We start from the raw sequence: 17,639 nt of genomic DNA on the forward strand, positions 1-17,639 counted from the left end.
TGCCGGTAGGAGAGGGGGCAAGATGGATCCGATTTCCAAATTCCTGGTCAGCTACAAGATTCCCATCGGCCCATGGGGCAAGGCGTTCTTCGGGTTTCTCACCGACAATTTCGACACCGTCTTCAGGGCCTTTTCCAACGGCCTGAACTTCATCCTCGACGGCCTGGTCGACCTCCTGCTGGTGGTGCCGCCGGTGCTGCTGGCGCTCATCATCGCCATCATTGCCTGGCTGCTGCAGCGTTCGCGCCCGCTCGCGATCGGCGTCTTCCTCGGGCTGATCTTCATCATCAACCAGAACCTGTGGAAACAGACGGTGCAGACGCTGGTGCTGGTCGTGGCCGCCGCCGCCATGGCAATGGCCATCGGCGTGCCGCTCGGCATCTGGGCGGCGCACAAGCCGAAGGTCTACCGCTTCATGCTGCCGGTGCTCGACCTGATGCAGACGCTGCCGACCTTCGTCTACCTGATCCCGGTGCTGACCCTGTTCGGCCTTGGCAACGCGCCCGGCCTCATCGTCACCATCATCTTCGTCATCCCGACCGCGGTCCGGCTCACGCATCTCGGCGTCGTCTCGGTGCCCAAATCGATCATCGAGGCCGGCGAGGCCTTCGGCGCCACCAGGAGCCAGCTGCTGTGGAAGGTCGAGCTGCCCTCGGCGCTGCCCACCATCATGGCGGGCCTGACCCAGTCGATCATGCTGTCGCTGTCGATGGTGGTGTTCGCGGCGCTGATCGGCGCCGGCGGGCTCGGCACCGAGATCAACCGCGCGCTCGGTTCGCGCCGCATCGATCTCGGCCTCGAGGCCGGGCTCGCCATTGTCGTGCTCGCCATCGTGCTCGACCGCATGACCCGCATTGGCGTTGGAGGCAAGAAATGACCGTCGCCGTCGATTTCAGGAACGTCGATATCGTCTTCGGCGCCGACCAGGCGGGTTCGCTGGCGCTGATCGACAAGGGTGCGACGCGCGCCGAGATCCTCGAGCAGACCGGCAATGTGCTCGGTTGTGCCGGGGCCAGCCTTACCGTGCATGAGGGCGAGATTTCCGTCCTCATGGGTCTGTCCGGCTCGGGCAAGTCGACACTGCTGAGAGCGGTCAATCGCCTGAACGTCGTCTCGCGCGGCCAGGTTCTGGTCAAGGATGGCGACCGCACCGTCGATGTCGTCACCTGCGACGAGGCTACCTTGCGGCGCCTGCGGCAGAAGCAGGTTGCCATGGTGTTCCAGCAGTTCGGCCTGCTGCCGTGGCGGACGGTGGAAGAGAATGTCGGGCTTGGCCTCGAACTTGCCGGCGTGCCGGACGCCGAGCGCAAGGAGCGCGTGCACAGGCAGCTCAAGCTGGTCAATCTCGAGCAGTGGTCGAAGAAATACGCGCATGAGCTTTCGGGTGGCATGCAGCAGCGCGTCGGGTTGGCGCGCGCCTTCGCCACCGAGGCGCCGATCCTTCTGATGGACGAGCCGTTCTCGGCGCTCGACCCGCTGATCCGCACCAAGCTGCAAGACGAGTTGCTGCAGCTGCAGGCCGAACTGAAGAAGACCATCATCTTCGTCAGCCACGACCTCGAGGAAGCGCTGAAGATCGGCAGCCACATCACAATCATGGAGGGCGGACGCATCGTGCAGACCGGCGCGGCGGAGGACATCGTGCTCAAGCCCGCTAACGATTATGTCCGCGACTTCATCGCCAATGTGAATCCGCTGTCGGTGCTCACCGCCTGGAACGTGATGCGCGACCGCCGCGATCTCGAACAGGGCAAGGACGGCTGGGTGTGGCTCGACCGGCGCAAGACGACGCGCTTCAAGATCGACGACCATGGCCTCGTGGCGGCGGCTGAGCGTGACGGCAAGCCGGCGGTATGGGTGTCCTGCGCCGAGGTCGAAGGCCAGCCCGAGGAAGCGGCCCAGGTGTTCTGGGCCAATCCCGGAACGTCGCTGAAGACCGTGATGCTGGCCATGCACCGGTCGCAGACTGCGCCCGTGGCGCTGTTCGATGACCAGTCGCGCTTCGTCGGCGCGATCGGCATCAGGGACGTGCTGAGCGCGGTGCTGCGGCGGTAATCCCTCAGTCGCGTCTCAAGTCGCCAGCGGCAGACGCAGCTCCGTCAGCAGGCCGCCGTCCGGATGGTTGGACAGGCGGATCTCGCCGCCGGCGGCACGCGCGATGTTGCGGGCGATGGTGAGGCCGAGGCCGAGGCCGCCGGTCTGGCGGTTGCGGGACTGTTCCAGGCGCACGAAAGATCCGAACACGGCGTCGATCTGGGCTTGCGGAATACCCGGCCCTTCGTCGCGTATGGCCAGCGTGATCATGTCGCCCGACCGGTACAGGCTGAGATGCGCCTTCTTGCCGTAGGTGACTGCATTTTGCACAAGATTGGTGACGCAGCGCTTGAGCGCGACCGGCCGCGCCATGCAGATCAGACCGCGCGAGCGCGTATCATCATTGTCGAAGGAGACCTCGGCGTAGCCGTCGGCGATCGATTCCACCAGCGACCAGAAGTCGATGCGCTCGCTCTTTTCCTCGTTCACCTCGAAAGTGGCAAAGTCGATCACCGAGCTGGCGATGCTCTCGACATCGGCGAGATCGTGCGCCAGCGCCTCGCGAACCGCCGACTTGCGCAACAGTTCCAGGCGCAGCCGCATCCTGGTCATCGGCGTGCGCAGGTCGTGCGCCAGCGCGGCGGCCAGGTGCTCACGGTCCTCGACATATTCACGCAGTCTCGCCTGCATGGCGTTGATCGCCTTGGCGGCGGCGCGCACCTCGCGGCTGCCGCTTTCGGCGATCGGCGGGCTCTTGAGGTCATTGCCGATCCGGTTCACGGCGGTTTCCATCATTCGGTAGGGCGCGGTCAGCCGGCGCAGCGACCAGATCGACATGATCACCACCAGCCCCGCTATCAGCGAATAGAGCGGCAGGCTGTCGAAGCTCAGGATCGGGCCGACCGGCGTGATCGGCTCGGTGAAGTTCAGCCATTGGCCGTCGGCGAAGCGCAGCGAGGCGGTCAGCTTGTCACTCTGGGCGAAATTCGCCGCCAGCACCAGGAGATCGCGTTCCACCTGGCCGACGTCCCTGTTCATGACCTCGCCACCGGGGCTGTCGGATTCCTGCGTCGCCGGATCGCGCCGGACGCGCGCGTCGGTGACGCCGAACTTCGACAGCCGTCCAACGAGAATGTCTTCCAGCTCGGCGAGTTCATCGTCGCCGGCGATCGACGAGGTGACCGCGGGGGTGTCTGAAACCGTGAGAGCGTAGGTGGCGTTGAACAGGCCGGATGCGGTCGCCTTGCGCTCCTCGGGCGTGGCGGCATGCATCAGCTGCACCAGCGAATAGGCGCGGTCGTTGAGGCGGTAGAGATCGACCACGTCATTGGCGGCCGCGCGGTCGCGCGACACGATGTAGAGCGTCGCGACCTGACTGATCAACAGGCCGGCAATGACGATCAGCAGCACCCACACAGGCAGGGTCTGCGGCAGGAAACGTCTCATTCGGAAGTCGTTTCGGGGAGGAACTGATAGCCGCCGCTGCGCACCGTCAGGATCAGCTTGGGCGTCTTGGGGTCATCTTCCATCTTGCGCCGCAGCCGGCTGACCAGGATGTCGATGCTGCGGTCGAAGGAATAATCGCTATCGCCGCCGGAGAGTTCGATGAGCTGGTCGCGGGTCAGCACGCGCTGTGCGCTCTTGACGAAGGTCTGCAACAGATTGAACTCCGCCATGGTCAGTTCGACCCTGACATCGTCGGGCGCGGTCAGCCGGCGCCGCGAACAATCCATCGTCCAGCCGGCGAAGCGGTAGATCTGCTTCGATGTGACGCGTTTGGGCTCGGGGGCACCGTTGCGCCGCAGCACGGCGCGTATGCGGGCCAGCAATTCGCGGGGGTCGAAAGGTTTGGGCACATAGTCGTCGGCGCCCATCTCGAGGCCAACCACGCGGTCTGTCGTCTCGGTGACGGCGGTCAACATGATGATCGGCGTCGAATACTGGGCCCGGACGTCACGGCACAGTTCCAGCCCGCTCCTGCCGGGCAGCATGACGTCGAGCACGATGAGATCGACCTGTGCACGGCGCAGGATCGTTTCCATCTCGGTGCCGTCGGCGGCAACCGATGTGTGCAGGCCGCGCTTCTGGAAGAACTCCTGCAGCAGGTCGCGAATGCCCTTGTCGTCGTCGACGATCAGTATGTGTGCGTCGGATTTCACGGGGATCCTGTCTTCGTTGACCTGCCAAGCCGGCAGGCGGCCACCCACACGATAGAATTCGGGCCATATGTTGGCCAGTGCCTTGGATTTCAAGGCAAGGTAAATCTGGCAATCTCCACACCGAATGCGCTGGAGGCCTCCCGCCGGGGCGCACAGACACAATCCAGAAACAAAATTCTATAATCGGGAAAAACTCCTGAAAAACTAGGCCGGCATAACGGTGCCGTGGCGGTCAGGTCATTTGGCCGCGACGCAAGTCTCCGGGTTCACGGATTAACCGATGCCAAGGTTGTCGATCAGTTTGTTGGGTGCGTTGATGGGCATTTCGCTCGTCACAGCCGCTGCTGGACAATCGGATGCAAAAGTGACGCCCACCACCCGGACCGAGCGGTGTGCCAATCTCAGCCACCAATTCGATGAAGCCCTCGAAACCCATGCCGCGGCAACGCAGGTCACCGCGGCAAAGGCACTTCAGAGAAAGGGCAACCGGTACTGCGCCGCCAAGAAACAGGCACAGGGTATCCGGATGCTCGCCAACGCTTTGAAGTTGCTGGGGGTGACACCGAACGACCCGGTTCAGTGACACTCGAAACCCGACCCGCATGAAAAGGAAATGAAGCCATGAAAAAGTCCATCCTCTCCGCCACCGGTCTCGCCGTTGCTCTTGCCTTCGCCATGCCGGCTCTCGGCAACGCTGCTGCCACCACGACCGCCGCTCCGGCTGCTTCCTCGACGACCACCGCTCCAGCGACCACGACCGCCAAGCCTCCGGTGAAGAAGGTCGTTGCCAAGAAGCACAAGAAGGCGAAGAAGACTGTCAAGAAGACCGACAAGAAGGTCGCTCCGAAGGCTTAATCCAGGTCGGGCACAACTGCCTGCCTTATGACAAGGCCGCTCCAGTCGCGTTTTGCTGGAGCGGCCTTCTTCCTGTCCGAAAAAGCCGAAGGCCGTGTATCGGCAGTGAAGCGAACGGACAGGTCCGAACGATGTGGCCGAAGCCGGCGCCGGCGGCTTTGTCTCGATCGGCCTTAACCCGATTGCAAGGCCGGCGCCGTAGGACAATCCGCATGAAGAGGCGGCTTTCGTCCATTCTGCGCTCGATCGTGTTCGGCAGCCTGGTCGCCACCGGCGCCGCCCGGCTTATGATCCTGTTCACCGCCAGTCCCGTGCCGGATCCGGCCAGCGGCCGCACCGAGCCGTCACTGTTCGCGCCTGTGATTTCCACCGACTGGGATTACATCACGCCCGCGCAGACCTGGCTGCTCATCGCACTTGCCAGCGTGACGCTGATCTGCGTCGTCGCCTGGCCGGTCGCATCCTGGATGGAACGCCGGTCGGATGCTGCCGGAAACTTGCCCTCCCGGAGCGGCTTCGGCCGCCAGGGCCGTTGAACCGCGGGCCGCACTTCCCACATAGCTCTGTGATTGGACGCTCGCTTTCGCCCGTGCGAAAATAGGGGCGTAGCCGAGGCTCGCGCAATTGCCGGTTCCCATGCCTGAAATCACGACAAAACCCCGTACGCAGACCCTACCCAAGACCGAGCGGCCGAAGCTCTACAAGGTCATCCTGCTCAATGACGATTTCACGCCGCGTGAATTCGTGGTGACGGTGCTGAAGGGCGAGTTCAAGCTCAGCGAAGACCAGGCGCATCGGGTGATGATCACGGCGCATCGGCGCGGCGTCTGCGTCGTCGCCGTCTTCACCAAGGACGTCGCCGAGACAAAGGCGACACGGGCCACCGACGCCGGCAAGGCCAAGGGCTATCCGCTGATGTTCACGACGGAGCCGGAAGAGTAGAGCAGGTTTCTTCCCTTCTCCCACAAGGGGAGGAGGGAAAATGCTCCTATCGTCCTTCGCGGTACCACATCGAACCCATCGCCAGCAGCAGCAGGCCGAGGCCGAGAAAGCCGCCGAACAGCGGAACGCGCGAGACCGCCTTGAGCACGCTGTCGTCGGTGGTGCGCAGGCCGATCCAGTCGGCGCCGGACGCTTCTCCCGAGGACCGTACGGGGACGATCGAGGGCAAGGTCACGTCGCCGCCTCCAAGGGTCGATCCCGCAAGCCTGCGAACGCTGCCGCCGGTGGCTTCGGCGGGAGCCTTCAGCCGGTCCTGCGTGGAAACGACGTCGGCGAATTCGGGTGCGTTGACCGGCCCGACATGGGCGAGCGCGGTAAGGTCGCCATTGCCGACCTGGTAAAGGCCGATCTCGGAGGTCTGGGCGCTGCCCAGGAAGACACCGGGTTCGGATTTCTCGAGCTTGACGGTAATGGTCTTGCCGGAGGGCGTAATGATCTGGGCCGGGCCGGGGTCGTCGGCCATGGTCTGGCGGCGGATTTCCAGCACCATGCCGCGCCCGTCGGCGGTCAGCCGTTCCTCCTCGAGCTCTGGCTCCTTCATCAGCCAGTGGGCGATGCGGCGGTAGAGCTGGACATGCGGGCCGCCGCCTTCGAAGCCGCGCGCCCACAGCCAGCCCTGGTCGGACAGAAGCATGCCGACGCGGCCTTCTCCCTTGCGGTCGAGCAGGAGCAGCGGCCGGTTGTCGGCCCCCTTCATCACCACCTCGCCTTCGGGATTCTGCACGCCTATGGTGCGGAACCAGCGGCTCCAGTGCGGCGGCTCGCTGGCAGAACCGTCGAGACCGCGCGTCACCGGATGGCGCTGGCCGATGTCGGTGAGGCGTGGGTAGAACGCCTTGTCGACGACCTCGCCGGTCGGCATCGCCGGCAGCGCCGACATCAGCGGCGTGCGCGCGATCGAGCTTTCACCGGCATATTCGGGTCCGGCCGCAATCAGCAGCGCGCCGCCTTTTTCGACATATTCGGAGATGTAGTCGTAATAGAGGATCGGCAGCACGTCGCGGTGCTGGTAGCGGTCGAAGATGATCAGGTCGAAATCCTTGATCTTCTCGACGAACAGTTCCCGCGTCGGGAAGGCGATCAGCGACAATTCGTTGATCGGCGTGCCGTCCTGCTTCTCCGGTGGCCGCAGGATGGTGAAATGGACGAGATCGACCGAGGCGTCGGATTTCAACAGATTGCGCCAGGTGCGCTCGCCCGCATGCGGCTCGCCAGAGACGAGCAGCACGCGCAGGTTCTCGCGAATGCCGTCGACCAGCGCGATGGCGCGGTTGTTGGTGTCGGTGAGCTCGCCCGGCTCGCGATCGATGGCGAGTTCGATGATGTTGCGCCCAGCGCCGGGAATGGTCACGTGCAGCGGCATGGCCTGGCCGACGGTGGCATGCTCGACAGCGACCTGCTCGCCATTGACCGAAACGCGCACATCGACCGGCCCGGTCTCGTTGCTGGTTGAAATGACGCGATAGGTCATATCGAGCGGCTTGCCGACGAGGGCGAAGCGGGGCGCGTTCTCGAAACGTATGCGGCGATCCTTCTCGTGGTCGTTGCCGGTGATCAAGGCGTGCAGCGGGGCATTGAAATCAGGCGCGCCGGCGGGTGCGTCATGCACTTCGCCATCGGTGATCATGACGGCGCCGCCGATGCGCGAGGGCGGCACGTCGCGGAAGGCGTTTTCGAGCGCGCCGAACAGCCGCGTTTCCGTGCGTTCCTCGGCGGCTTCCGACTTGCCGGCCTCGACGACGCGGACGTCGAACTGCTTGAAGCGGCCGAGGCGCTGCTCAAGCCCGGCCAGCGCCTCGTCGGTCTGTTTGGTCCGTTCACCGATGTCCTGGCTCTGGCTCCGGTCGACGATCAGGGCAACCACGCTTTGCTGCGGCTCGCGCTCCTCGTTGAGGAACACCGGATTGAAGAGAGCGGCGGCGAGCGCCAGCAATGCGACGAGGCGCAGGACCGCGCCGCGCTGGCGAAACCACAGGCCGACGGCCGCGAGCAGGGCCAGCGGCACCAGCACAAGGGCCAGCAGCGGCCAGGAGATCAGCGGTTCGAAGGAGATCGACCAGTTCATGCCTTACCCTCCCCCTTGCAGGGAGGGCCGATCCGGGGAGCGAGCGCAAGAAGGAGCGTCATCTTACTGGCCCAACCGTTCAAGCAATATGGGCACGTGCACCTGGTCGGATTTGTAGTTGCCGGTCAGCATGTACATCATGATGTTGACCCCGGCGCGCAGCGCATAGATGCGCTGCATCGGATCGTTGGGCACGGTCGGCAGCAGCGGGTCGCCATTCTCGTCGACGGCCCAGGCGCCGGCGAAATCATTGGCGGTGATCATGATCGGCGAGACGCCGTCACCGGTACGCACCGGCCGGTTTTCGGCATTGCTGGCGTCGAGCGATGCCTCGACCCAGAGCGGGCTGCCGGCGAAGCGGCCGGGGAATTCGGGCAGGATGAAGAAGGATTTGGTCAGAACATGATCCGACGGCACCGGCTCCAGCGGCGGCACGTTGAGGTTGCCGAGGATGTCGCGCAGCCGCTCGGTGGCGGGGCTGGTCGAGTCGGCGCCGATGCCGTTGGCGAACTGGTCGCGCGTGTCGAACAGCACGGTGCCGCCCTGCTGCATATAGGCATCGATACGGGCAATCGCGGCCTGGCTGGGCATGGCTGCGGCCGGATCGATCGGCCAATAGATGAGGGGAAAGAACGAAAGCTCGTCCTTGGAGATGTCGACGCCGGCCGGCGCGCCCGGCTCGAGCGCGGTCTTCTCAATGAGGAAGCGGGTCAGGCCCTCGAGCCCGGCGCGACTGATCGAATCGTCGCCGGGCACGCCGGTCAGCACATAGGCTATCCGGGTCTTGGAGATGTCCTCTATCGCGGCGGTGTCGCCAGGCTTGGCATCGTCGGCGCGCGCGGGGCCGACATGGCCGAACAGCGCGCCGAGCCCGATCAGAATGGCCGCCATGGTGGTTACGGCCGCAGCGCGGCGCGGCCTGCGCGTCAACAGGCCGCCCATCCAGAACACCGCCAGCGTATCGAGCACCATCAGCGCCAGCGCGGCGGCCACCAGCGCGCCCTTCAAATTACGCGATTCGTCAAAGGCATACTGAATTGTGGTGACCGGGACAGTGATTTGCGGGCGCGCCAGCGGCGCAAGCGTGCTTGTCGCATCGAGCAAATTGTGGGCGAAAACGCCGGCTTCCGAGCCATAGAGGCCGGGCGGGTTTTCGAAGGTCACCGGCAGTGTACCGGCGCCCGGCACCAGCGGGCGCGCATCCGGCGTCGGCGGCACCAGCATTCCGTCGGCCGCTATCATGCGGTAGGGCGCCAGCGAGGTGGCGGCGGCTTCGGCATTGGCGATGGCGGCTCCCTGGTTGCGCGACAGCTGCACGATGCGGCGCAGCATCTCGACGAAGCTGCCTGAGATCGGCAGGTTCGACCAGGTTGCTTCGGGCGTGACGTGGAACAGCACGAGCGTGCCCTTGCCCTTCTTCAGGCCGGTGACCAGAGGCGTGCCGTCGGCAAGCGCTGCCCAGGTGCGCTCGACGATATCGGGCGTCGGTTCGGCCAGCACCTGCCTGGAAACGGTCACCTCGGTCGGCGGCGCCAGATCGGCGAAGGGGCCAGCCTTGGGGAATTCGGTGACCGGCTGCGGCGTGGTCCATGACAATGCGCCGCCGAGCGAGCGTTCGCCGGTGCGCAGACGCACCGGCAGCAGGTCGTCGTCATTGCCGGCGGCGGCCAGCCGCGACCCGGCGAAACGCACCAGGGTGCCGCCCTTTTCAACCCAGTCGACGAGCCTTGGCCTGATCTGTGCGGGAATGGTACCGATATCGGCCATGACGATCATCGCCGGCTTCTGGTCGAGGATCTGCGGAATGGCGTCGGCCAGGTCGGCGCTGGAAGGTTCGACCAGGTCGGCGAAGGGCTGGAGCGCGCGCCTGATATAGTAGAGCGGCGATAGCAGCGGCTGCGCCTGGTCGGCCTCGGCCTGCGACAGGAGCCCGACACGGCGGCGCTTGGAGCTTTCGTCCAGCACGCGCACCGCGCCCGCCTGACGCTCGCCGTCGAGCGCGATCGAGGCGAAATCGTTGCGCAACTCGAACGGCACCGCCATGGTGCCGGTGGCGGTTGATTGGCCGGGTGCGAAAGTCAGCGTCGCATCAGCGATGCGGCGGCCCTTGTCGTCGAAGGCGCCAGCGGTGACTTGCGCCGGGGCCGCATCGCCGGGCGCGCGGATGGCGGTGAGGGCAAAACCGTCGACGTCGTTCTCGGCGCCTGTCAGGCCGGTCAGCGACATCCGGTCGGCAACGGCCCACACGACGCGGGCGGCGTTTTTGGACAGGAGCGTGTTGAAGGCGGCCTCGTCGCCCTTCGCCGCCAGTCCGTCGGCCAGCACGGCGACGCTGGCGCCCGGCAGGCGCTCCAGGGCGGCGGCGACGCGGGCGTAGACCGCCGGCCGGTCGGTCGGGATCGGCCGCGGCTTTGCCGCGCGCAGGCGGTCGAGCGCCGCGGCCGCATCGAAGGGGCCGATCTCGGCATTGGGTTTTTCGGCGGTGAAGGCGATGATGACCGGCACGCCGTTCGAACCGGCGTCGGCGATCAGCCGCTCGGCGGTTGCGATGCGCTTGTTCCAGTCGGCGGCGCTTGCCCAGCCATTGTCGACGACCAGCGCCAGGGCCGCGCCCTCGGCCGGCAGTTTCTCGCGCGGATTGAAGACCGGTTCGGCAAGGGCGGCGACGATGAGCGCCGCCATCAGCAGCCTGAGCAGCGTCAGCCACCAGGGGCTCTGCTGCGGGGTTTCCTCGCGCTTCAGCACGCGCGCCAGGATCTTCAGCGGCGGAAACACCTCGGTCTGCGGCCTGGGCGGGGTCAGCCTGAGCAGCCACCAGATCACCGGCAGCGCCAAAAGACCCCACAGCAGCATGGGCGCGCCAAAGGAAAGCGGCAGCCAGCTCATGCGACGGCCTTTCCTGGCTGATCGCCACCAGCGATCATGCCGCCACGATCGCCAGCGATCGGCCTGGGCTGATCGCCACCGGCGATCATGCCGACGTGGCCAATAGCGGTCAGCCCGGGCTGACCGCCATCCGTCATCGCCATGTGCAGGCGTACCAGGGCGTCGGAAGCCAGCCGATCGGTGTGGTTGACGGTGAAGCTCCAGCCGAGCCGTTTGCACCAGCTGGCCAGTTCCTGGCGTCGGGCGCCATAGAGCAGGCGATACTCATCGGCCAGCATCTCGGCGCGGCCGGCGGTCAGCTTCTCGCCGCTCTCCGGGTCGGTGAATTCGGTGCGGCCGGCATAGGGGAATGTCTCCTCGGCCGGGTCGGCGACCTCGATCAGATGCGCGCGCACGCCATGGCGGGCGAGCACGTCGAGCCAGGCCATCGTTTCCTCGACCGGGTCGAGGAAATCACTGGCGATGACGATGTCGCAGAAGCGGCGGATGCCGGAGAGATCGGGTTTGGCCGGCAAGTCGCCGGCATGCATGAGCTGGGCGGCGATGCGCTCGGCGCCGTTGCGGGCGGTGAACGGATCGGTAAGGCCGGGCCAGGCGATGCGCTCACCGCTGCGCGACAGCAGCTCGGCCATGGCCAGGGCCAGCACCAGGCCGCGCGATTGCTTGGAAACGGCGGCACCGGTCGATTTGTAGAGCATGGACGGTGAGGGGTCGGCCCACAGCCACACCGTATGGGCCGCTTCCCATTCGCGGTCGCGCACATAGGTGTGGTCGTCGCGAGCCGAGCGGCGCCAGTCGATGCGCGAGGAATCGCCTTCGACATAGGGCCGGAACTGCCAGAAATTCTCGCCGATGCCGCGCTTGCGGCGGCCATGCCAGCCGGCGATCACGGTGTTGACGATGCGGCGCGCCTCGACCAGCAAGTCGGGCACGAGCGAAGCCCGCAACCGGCCGCGGGCGAGCGCGTCACGCGTCGCTGCCGGAGCCTGGAGCTCGCCGATGCGCGCCATCAAATCCCTTTCACGAGCTTGGCCACCACATCGCGCACGCTGGTGCCTTCGGCGCGGGCGGCGAAGGTCAGCGCCATGCGGTGCTGGAGCACCGGCTCGGCCAGAGCACGCACATCGTCGACCGACGGCGCCAGCCGCCCATCATAGAGCGCGCGCGCCCTCGTGCACAGCATCAGTGCCTGGCTGGCGCGGGGACCCGGGCCCCAGGCGACATGCCTGTCGGTTTCGGCATTGCCCTGGCCGGGGCGCGCCGAGCGCACCAGGGCCAGGATTGCCTCGACCACGCTTTCAGGCACCGGCATGCGGCGGATCAGCGTCTGAATATCCCTCAGCCGCGCCGGCTGCAGCACATTCTGTGCCTTCGCGTCCTCGACCCCAGTGGTTTCCAAAAGGATGCGGCGCTCGGCCTCGAGTTCGGGATAGAGGATGTCGACCTGCATCAAAAAACGGTCGAGCTGTGCCTCGGGCAGCGGATAGGTGCCTTCCTGTTCCAGCGGGTTTTGCGTCGCGAGCACATGGAAAGGCGAGGGCAGGTCGTGGCGGGCACCGGCAATGGTGACGTGATACTCCTGCATGGCCTGCAGCAGCGCCGACTGGGTGCGCGGCGAGGCGCGGTTGATCTCGTCGGCCATCAGCAATTGCGCGAAGATCGGCCCGGAAATGAAGCGGAAGGAGCGCTTGCCGAATTCGTCCTGCTCCATCACCTCGGAGCCGAGAATGTCCGAGGGCATCAGGTCGGGGGTGAATTGGATGCGGCGCGAATCGAGGCCGAGCACGATGCCCAGCGTCTCGACCAGCTTGGTCTTGGCGAGGCCCGGCACGCCGACCAGCAGCGCGTGGCCGCCGGCCAGAAGCGCCACCAGAGCGCGTTCGACGACACTTTCCTGGCCGAAGATGATGCGACCGACCCCGTCGCGGACCCTGGAAATGTCGGCCAGCGCCTTCTCGGCCTCGGCGATCATGTCTTTTTCGCTGATCGGGCTTTCCTTGACCATCACGCTCATGCAGCATCGATCCTTGTGGTTGGAAATACCAGCTTGACGCAGAATGCCGCGATTCGGCTCCGTCTGGCGCCTGCCTTCAAATTTAAATCACAGAGTTAGGCTGACAAGCGCAACAACAGTGACTATTTCGTGACGATGGCAGAGGGCTCCGAACAAAGACAGCAAAGCCTGGCGGCCGCGACCGAGGCGCGCGGCCTCGAGGCGCTGATCTCGCGTGCGGCCCGCGCCGGCAAGGGGCCGGCCCCGGTGGAGCGCTGGAATCCTGACTTCTGCGGCGATTTGGATATGGAAATCAAGGCTGACGGCACCTGGTTCTATCTCGGCACGCCGATCGGCCGCATGCCGCTGGTACAGCTTTTTTCCTCGGTGCTGCGCAAGGACGCGGACGGCAGGACCTATCTGGTGACGCCGGTGGAAAAGGTCGGCATCCGCGTCGCCGACGCACCCTTCATCGCCGTCGAGATGGATGTCTCGGGCAGCGGCGAGGGCCAGATCATCACGTTCCGCACCAATGTCGGCGACGTCGTCGAGGCCGGACCGGAGCGGCCGCTGCGCTTCGTCGACGAGCACGAGACCGGCGGGCTGAAGCCTTATGTGCTGGTGCGCGGGCGGCTGGAGGCGCTGGTGGCGCGGCCGGTGATGTACGAACTGGTCGAGCATGGCGAGGAGATCGAGATCGGCGGCAGGTTGATGTTTGCCGTTCGTTCGAAAGGCCAGGCCTATCCGATCATGCCGGCCGACAGGCTGAGGCAGCTGAGCGCGTGACGGACAGTTCATGATGGACCAGGTGACGCCGACGCCCTTTTCCATTGCCGATTTGCGCGCGCGCTTTGCCGCGCAGCCGCAGGCGCATGCCGGCGACGACTATGGCGATCATCGCTTCAATCCAGGCCATCCGCGCCTCCACCGGGCGAAACCGCTGCGCGAAGCGGCGGTGCTGATCCCGATCGTCGATCACCAGGACGATGCCACGGTTCTTTTGACCAAGCGGGCCGAGACGCTGCGCAACCATTCCGGGCAGGTGGCCTTTCCCGGCGGGACGATCGATCCGACCGACGCCAGTCCGGAAGCGGCGGCGCTGCGCGAGGCTTTCGAGGAGATCGGCCTTGGCCGGGACCATATCGAGGTCATCGGCCGCATGCCCGATTATGTCGCGGGCAGTGGTTACAGGATCGCGCCGGTGCTGGGCATCGTGCGGCCGCCTTTCCAGCTGACGCTCAATGCCGAGGAGGTCGACTTGGCCTTCGAAGTGCCGCTGCGCTTCCTCATGGATCCGGCCAACCACATCAGGGACAGCCGCATTTGGAACGATCTCGAATGGTTCTTCTATGACATGCCCTATGGCGACCGGCGCATCTGGGGCGTCACCGCCGGCATCATCCGCACGCTCTATGAAAGGCTCTATGGGTGAAGGTCTCGATCGCTGACAGGGCCGACTGGCTCGGCGACAAGCATCTGCAGCGCCTGCTTGCCATTCTGGCGAGTGGCGGCGAGGCAGCGCGGGTCGCCGGCGGCGCGGTGCGCAACACGCTGATCGGCCAGCCCGTCGCCGACATCGACATCGCCACCACCTGCCTGCCGCAGGAGACGATCCGCCGCGCCGAGGCGGCGAGGTTCAAGACGGTTCCGACCGGCATCGAGCACGGCACGATCACCGTGATTGCCGGCGGCAAGCCTTATGAAATCACCACGCTGCGCGCGGATATCGAGACCGACGGCCGCCGCGCCAAGGTGTCGTTCGGGCGAGACTGGAAGCTTGATGCCGAACGGCGCGACTTCACCATCAATGCGCTCTACGCGGAAGCCGACGGCACGGTCGTCGATCTGGTCGGCGGCGTCGCCGACATAGAGGGGCGCCGGCTGCGCTTCATCGGCGATCCGGAAGCGCGCATCCGCGAGGACTATCTGCGTATCCTGCGCTTTTTCCGCTTCTTCGCCTGGTATGGCGAAGGCCGGCCGGACGCTGAGGGGCTGAAGGCTTGCGCCCGGCTGAAGGGAGGGCTCGTGCAGCTCTCGGCCGAGCGCGTCTGGTCCGAACTCAAGAAGCTGTTGTCGGCGGCCGATCCGTCCCGCGCGCTGTTGTGGATGCGGCAGGCAAGCGTTTTGACCAGCGTGCTGCCGGAAAGCGAGAAATGGGGCATCGACGCGATCCACGGCCTGGCCAGAGCCGAGAAGGATCTGGGCTGGACCGCGGACCCGCTGCTCAGGCTGGAGGCGATCGTGCCGCCGGATGCGGCGCGCATGAAGACGCTGGCCGAGCGGCTGAGACTGTCGACGGCGGAAGCAAACCGTTTGCGCGACTGGGCGCTTACGCCGGGAATCGAGCCGAAAACGACCGAAGGCGAACTGGCCAAGACGCTCTACCGCGGCGACCGGCAGGGGGTCGTCGACCGGCTTCGCCTGTCACTCGCAGCGGCACGGGTGCGCGCGGTGGACCAGACCGATGCGCTCATCGAGGCAGGCGGCTTTTCCCGACTTCTCGCCTTCGCATTGAGATGGGAAAGGCCCGTGTTTCCGCTCAAGGGCGCCGATCTGACGGCGATCGGGGGGATGCCCGGGCCAAAACTCGGCGCGATCCTCAGGAATCTCGAAGTGGAATGGGTCGATGCCGGGTTTGGGCCCGATCGCGACGCGCTGCTCAAGCGCGCCGCGCAGGCCCTGAAGGCCGGATAGAGCATTCGTCAACGCAATCCGGGCGGAAATCGCCGCGATTTCCGGAACTTGCTCCAAATCAGGCCGCGTCGCGGACCTTCTCGATGCGCGAGCGGATCGCTTCGATCATCGTTTCGCGGATGATCGTCTCGCCATGCGTCTCGCGCATATGTTCGACGGCACGGCGCATGACCTCGGCTTCCTCCTCGGCGCGCGTGTGCCATTCACAACCTGGAACGAGCGAGCCGCAGTGGAATTCCTTCATGGGATTTCTCCTTTTCCTCCATGGAGTCCGGTCGACCGTCCTGCAAAAGGCGGCAGGGACTCCGCATCTTCTTGGCACGTTGTCCGACCCTAAGACCGGTTGGACCGCAAGCGGGTGAAACCATAACACAGATGGGGTGGCATTGATTGCCGTCAACGGAAAAAAAGGCGGAGCAGCGCTGCTCCGCCCTCTTACGCCAGCCCTATGGGCAGGTCATCACTTCATGATCTTGACTGCCTCGGCAACCTTATCCTTGCCGCTCATGTCCCATGAAACTCTGACCTTCTCGCCGACCTTCAGGCCAGGATCCTTGAAGGTCCGGGGAAGCGTAAAAGACGATCCATTGTCGAGAACCAGGCTTTTGGCCGCCGTATCAAAGGTCTTGATCGTGCCGGTGGTGTGCTTGACGGCGGCGAATGCCACCGAACCGGAAGCAAGAAGGGCAGCCGCTGCGGCCGAAACAATGATCTTGCGCATTGCGAAGTACTCCTGGAAAGCGCGGGCACCCTTTTGGCAGAGGTGTCCCGCATCGTCCTGGGCCGTCCGGTTGCGTCGAGTCGCGATCCGCTTCGTTCTGACGCAATTCCGAACGGAGCACCGCTCTGCACTCCTGGAATTGCGCAGGCGAACCGCCGGCGCTTCCCGACCCGTCCCGACAAATAGCCCAGTCTTTTCCGAAGCCTATTAGACGAAAAAGAAACTTTGCGACGGCTCCCGCGCCACATTCGATGCCCATTTCGAAGCGAATGGGACATCAATGCGGCTCACGGCGCGCTCACCATCTTTTTACGGCCAGCGGGCCTCCGGCGGCAGGCTGGAGAGGATCGAGGCGACATTGCCGCCGGTTTTCAGGCCGAAAATGGTGCCGCGATCATGAAGCAGGTTGAACTCGACATAACGGCCGCGGCGGATGAGCTGTTCGTCGCGGTCGCCATCGGTCCAGTTCTCGTTGAAATTGCCTCGCACGAGATGGCCATAGACGACGAGAAAAGCGCGCCCGACATCCTGGACGAAGTTGAAGTCGGCATTCCAGCCGCCTTTGTCCTCGCCCGAATGCAGCCAGTCGAAAAAGATGCCGCCGGTGCCGCGCGGCTCGTTGCGATGCGGAAGGAAGAAATACTCGTCGCACCAGGCCTTGAATTTCGCATGGTCGGCGACGCCGGCATTCTTCTCGCAGGCGAACTGCATGGCGCGGTGGAAGGCTGTCGTGTCGGGGTCGTCCTGTGTGCGGCGCCGGTCGAGCACCGGGGTGAGGTCGGCGCCGCCGCCGAACCAATGGCGCGAGGTGACGACCATGCGCGTATTCATGTGCACGGCCGGAACGTTGGGGTTCCAAGGGTGCGCGATCAGCGAAATGCCGGATGCCCAGAAGCGCGGGTCCTCCTCGGCGCCGGGCATCTGCTTCCTGAATTCGGGCGAGAACTCGCCGTAAACCGTCGAGGTGTGGACGCCAACCTTCTCGAAGACTCGGCCGTGCATCATCGACATGGTTCCGCCACCACCCTTGCCGGAATCACGCTCCCACGGCGTCCTTTCGAACCGGCCCGGCGACCACGAAGCGAGCGGGCCCTGGAGATCCTGCTCGATCTGCTCGAAGGCGCCGCAGATGCGTTCTCGCAGCGCCTCGAACCACAGCCGTGCCTTCATCTTCTTTTCTTCGATGTCGGCGGGCAGGCCAACCGGTATTTCAGGTCGTTCCAAGTGCTG

Annotated in this window: 18 protein-coding genes; 9 read left to right on the forward strand and 9 right to left on the reverse strand. The window is 65.3% G+C overall.

The window, feature by feature from the left end; translation table 11 throughout:
- Positions 1-22: 22 nt before the first annotated feature.
- Both choW and choV read left to right on the forward strand, forming a co-directional pair.
- Positions 23-877 carry a choline ABC transporter permease subunit gene (choW, locus tag FJ940_RS15310; RefSeq protein ID WP_140496060.1) on the forward strand — a complete coding sequence of 285 codons (855 nt, stop codon included), beginning with the start codon at positions 23-25 and terminating at the stop codon, positions 875-877.
- Positions 874-2,055, forward strand: a complete 1,182-nt coding sequence (choV, locus tag FJ940_RS15315) for a choline ABC transporter ATP-binding protein (RefSeq protein ID WP_140496059.1) — start codon at positions 874-876, stop codon at positions 2,053-2,055. The genes choW and choV overlap by 4 nt, the downstream gene beginning before the upstream one ends.
- Positions 2,056-2,070: 15 nt before the next feature.
- Here the strand turns inward: choV and FJ940_RS15320 are convergent, their stop codons facing one another.
- On the reverse strand, positions 2,071-3,480 hold the full coding sequence (locus FJ940_RS15320) for an ATP-binding protein (protein ID WP_140496058.1): 1,410 nt from the start codon (positions 3,478-3,480) through the stop codon (positions 2,071-2,073).
- Entirely contained in the window at positions 3,477-4,193 is a 717-nt protein-coding gene (locus FJ940_RS15325; RefSeq protein WP_140496057.1) for a response regulator transcription factor, read from the reverse strand. Before FJ940_RS15325 ends, FJ940_RS15320 begins: the two co-directional genes overlap by 4 nt.
- A gap of 280 nt (positions 4,194-4,473) precedes the next feature.
- Between FJ940_RS15325 and FJ940_RS15330 the strand changes: the two genes are divergently transcribed.
- From FJ940_RS15330 to clpS, 4 genes are all read left to right on the forward strand, one after another.
- Entirely contained in the window at positions 4,474-4,776 is a 303-nt protein-coding gene (locus tag FJ940_RS15330; protein WP_140496056.1) for a hypothetical protein, read from the forward strand.
- A gap of 38 nt (positions 4,777-4,814) precedes the next feature.
- Positions 4,815-5,048, forward strand: coding sequence for a hypothetical protein (locus tag FJ940_RS15335; protein WP_140496055.1), 234 nt, complete (start codon positions 4,815-4,817; stop codon positions 5,046-5,048).
- A 212-nt stretch (positions 5,049-5,260) separates the two neighbouring features.
- Positions 5,261-5,584: a hypothetical protein gene (locus FJ940_RS15340; protein ID WP_140496054.1), complete on the forward strand. Its 324-nt coding sequence runs from the start codon at positions 5,261-5,263 to the stop codon at positions 5,582-5,584.
- Between the two features lie 100 nt (positions 5,585-5,684).
- The gene (gene clpS, locus FJ940_RS15345; protein ID WP_140496053.1) at positions 5,685-5,990 is read left to right on the forward strand and encodes an ATP-dependent Clp protease adapter ClpS; all 306 of its coding nucleotides are present in this window, start codon (positions 5,685-5,687) and stop codon (positions 5,988-5,990) included.
- Positions 5,991-6,036: 46 nt separating this feature from the next.
- Here the strand turns inward: clpS and FJ940_RS15350 are convergent, their stop codons facing one another.
- From FJ940_RS15350 to FJ940_RS15365, 4 genes are all read right to left on the reverse strand, one after another.
- Positions 6,037-8,115, reverse strand: a complete 2,079-nt coding sequence (locus FJ940_RS15350) for a hypothetical protein (RefSeq protein WP_140496052.1) — start codon at positions 8,113-8,115, stop codon at positions 6,037-6,039.
- A gap of 63 nt (positions 8,116-8,178) precedes the next feature.
- The gene (locus FJ940_RS15355) at positions 8,179-11,001 is read right to left on the reverse strand and encodes a DUF4159 domain-containing protein (RefSeq protein WP_140496051.1); all 2,823 of its coding nucleotides are present in this window, start codon (positions 10,999-11,001) and stop codon (positions 8,179-8,181) included.
- Complete coding sequence (locus FJ940_RS15360) at positions 10,998-12,011, reverse strand: DUF58 domain-containing protein (RefSeq protein ID WP_140657067.1); 1,014 nt, start codon at positions 12,009-12,011, stop codon at positions 10,998-11,000. Before FJ940_RS15360 ends, FJ940_RS15355 begins: the two co-directional genes overlap by 4 nt.
- Positions 12,011-13,015, reverse strand: a complete 1,005-nt coding sequence (locus FJ940_RS15365; RefSeq protein ID WP_140496049.1) for a MoxR family ATPase — start codon at positions 13,013-13,015, stop codon at positions 12,011-12,013. Before FJ940_RS15365 ends, FJ940_RS15360 begins: the two co-directional genes overlap by 1 nt.
- A gap of 135 nt (positions 13,016-13,150) precedes the next feature.
- Here FJ940_RS15365 and FJ940_RS15370 point away from each other — a divergent pair, with 135 nt between their 5' ends.
- Genes FJ940_RS15370 through FJ940_RS15380 form a run of 3 tightly spaced genes read left to right on the forward strand, consistent with a single transcriptional unit; the run spans position 13,151 to position 15,688 of the window.
- Complete coding sequence (locus FJ940_RS15370) at positions 13,151-13,780, forward strand: DUF1285 domain-containing protein (RefSeq protein WP_140517010.1); 630 nt, start codon at positions 13,151-13,153, stop codon at positions 13,778-13,780.
- A 13-nt stretch (positions 13,781-13,793) separates the two neighbouring features.
- Positions 13,794-14,426 carry a CoA pyrophosphatase gene (locus FJ940_RS15375; protein WP_140524963.1) on the forward strand — a complete coding sequence of 211 codons (633 nt, stop codon included), beginning with the start codon at positions 13,794-13,796 and terminating at the stop codon, positions 14,424-14,426.
- Positions 14,423-15,688, forward strand: a complete 1,266-nt coding sequence (locus tag FJ940_RS15380) for a CCA tRNA nucleotidyltransferase (protein ID WP_140657069.1) — start codon at positions 14,423-14,425, stop codon at positions 15,686-15,688. Before FJ940_RS15375 ends, FJ940_RS15380 begins: the two co-directional genes overlap by 4 nt.
- Positions 15,689-15,746: 58 nt before the next feature.
- On the opposite strand, the gene FJ940_RS15385 is transcribed toward FJ940_RS15380, so the two are convergent.
- The 3 genes from FJ940_RS15385 to hemF form a co-directional block, all read right to left on the reverse strand.
- Positions 15,747-15,932 (reverse strand): DUF1059 domain-containing protein, encoded by a 186-nt coding sequence (locus FJ940_RS15385; RefSeq protein ID WP_140496047.1) that lies wholly within the window; start codon positions 15,930-15,932, stop codon positions 15,747-15,749.
- 216 nt (positions 15,933-16,148) lie between these two features.
- Entirely contained in the window at positions 16,149-16,409 is a 261-nt protein-coding gene (locus FJ940_RS15390) for a DUF1344 domain-containing protein (RefSeq protein WP_140516926.1), read from the reverse strand.
- Positions 16,410-16,718: 309 nt separating this feature from the next.
- Positions 16,719-17,633 (reverse strand): oxygen-dependent coproporphyrinogen oxidase, encoded by a 915-nt coding sequence (hemF, locus tag FJ940_RS15395; RefSeq protein WP_140496045.1) that lies wholly within the window; start codon positions 17,631-17,633, stop codon positions 16,719-16,721.
- Positions 17,634-17,639 lie beyond the last annotated feature (6 nt).

The organism is Mesorhizobium sp. B2-3-7 (assembly GCF_006442695.1).
Taxonomy (GTDB): domain Bacteria; phylum Pseudomonadota; class Alphaproteobacteria; order Rhizobiales; family Rhizobiaceae; genus Mesorhizobium.

Excerpts from the sequence above, each read along its gene's own strand:
- choW (WP_140496060.1), top strand. The coding sequence starts at position 23 with ATGGATCCGATTTCCAAATTCCTGGTCAGCTACAAGATTCCCATCGGC.
- choV (WP_140496059.1), top strand. The coding sequence starts at position 874 with ATGACCGTCGCCGTCGATTTCAGGAACGTCGATATCGTCTTCGGCGCC.
- FJ940_RS15320 (WP_140496058.1), bottom strand. The coding sequence starts at position 3,480 with ATGAGACGTTTCCTGCCGCAGACCCTGCCTGTGTGGGTGCTGCTGATC.
- FJ940_RS15330 (WP_140496056.1), top strand. The coding sequence starts at position 4,474 with ATGCCAAGGTTGTCGATCAGTTTGTTGGGTGCGTTGATGGGCATTTCG.
- FJ940_RS15335 (WP_140496055.1), top strand. The coding sequence starts at position 4,815 with ATGAAAAAGTCCATCCTCTCCGCCACCGGTCTCGCCGTTGCTCTTGCC.
- FJ940_RS15340 (WP_140496054.1), top strand. The coding sequence starts at position 5,261 with ATGAAGAGGCGGCTTTCGTCCATTCTGCGCTCGATCGTGTTCGGCAGC.
- clpS (WP_140496053.1), top strand. The coding sequence starts at position 5,685 with ATGCCTGAAATCACGACAAAACCCCGTACGCAGACCCTACCCAAGACC.
- FJ940_RS15350 (WP_140496052.1), bottom strand. The coding sequence starts at position 8,115 with ATGAACTGGTCGATCTCCTTCGAACCGCTGATCTCCTGGCCGCTGCTG.
- FJ940_RS15355 (WP_140496051.1), bottom strand. The coding sequence starts at position 11,001 with ATGAGCTGGCTGCCGCTTTCCTTTGGCGCGCCCATGCTGCTGTGGGGT.
- FJ940_RS15360 (WP_140657067.1), bottom strand. The coding sequence starts at position 12,011 with ATGGCGCGCATCGGCGAGCTCCAGGCTCCGGCAGCGACGCGTGACGCG.
- FJ940_RS15365 (WP_140496049.1), bottom strand. The coding sequence starts at position 13,015 with ATGAGCGTGATGGTCAAGGAAAGCCCGATCAGCGAAAAAGACATGATC.
- FJ940_RS15370 (WP_140517010.1), top strand. The coding sequence starts at position 13,151 with ATGGCAGAGGGCTCCGAACAAAGACAGCAAAGCCTGGCGGCCGCGACC.
- FJ940_RS15375 (WP_140524963.1), top strand. The coding sequence starts at position 13,794 with ATGGACCAGGTGACGCCGACGCCCTTTTCCATTGCCGATTTGCGCGCG.
- FJ940_RS15385 (WP_140496047.1), bottom strand. The coding sequence starts at position 15,932 with ATGAAGGAATTCCACTGCGGCTCGCTCGTTCCAGGTTGTGAATGGCAC.
- FJ940_RS15390 (WP_140516926.1), bottom strand. The coding sequence starts at position 16,409 with ATGCGCAAGATCATTGTTTCGGCCGCAGCGGCTGCCCTTCTTGCTTCC.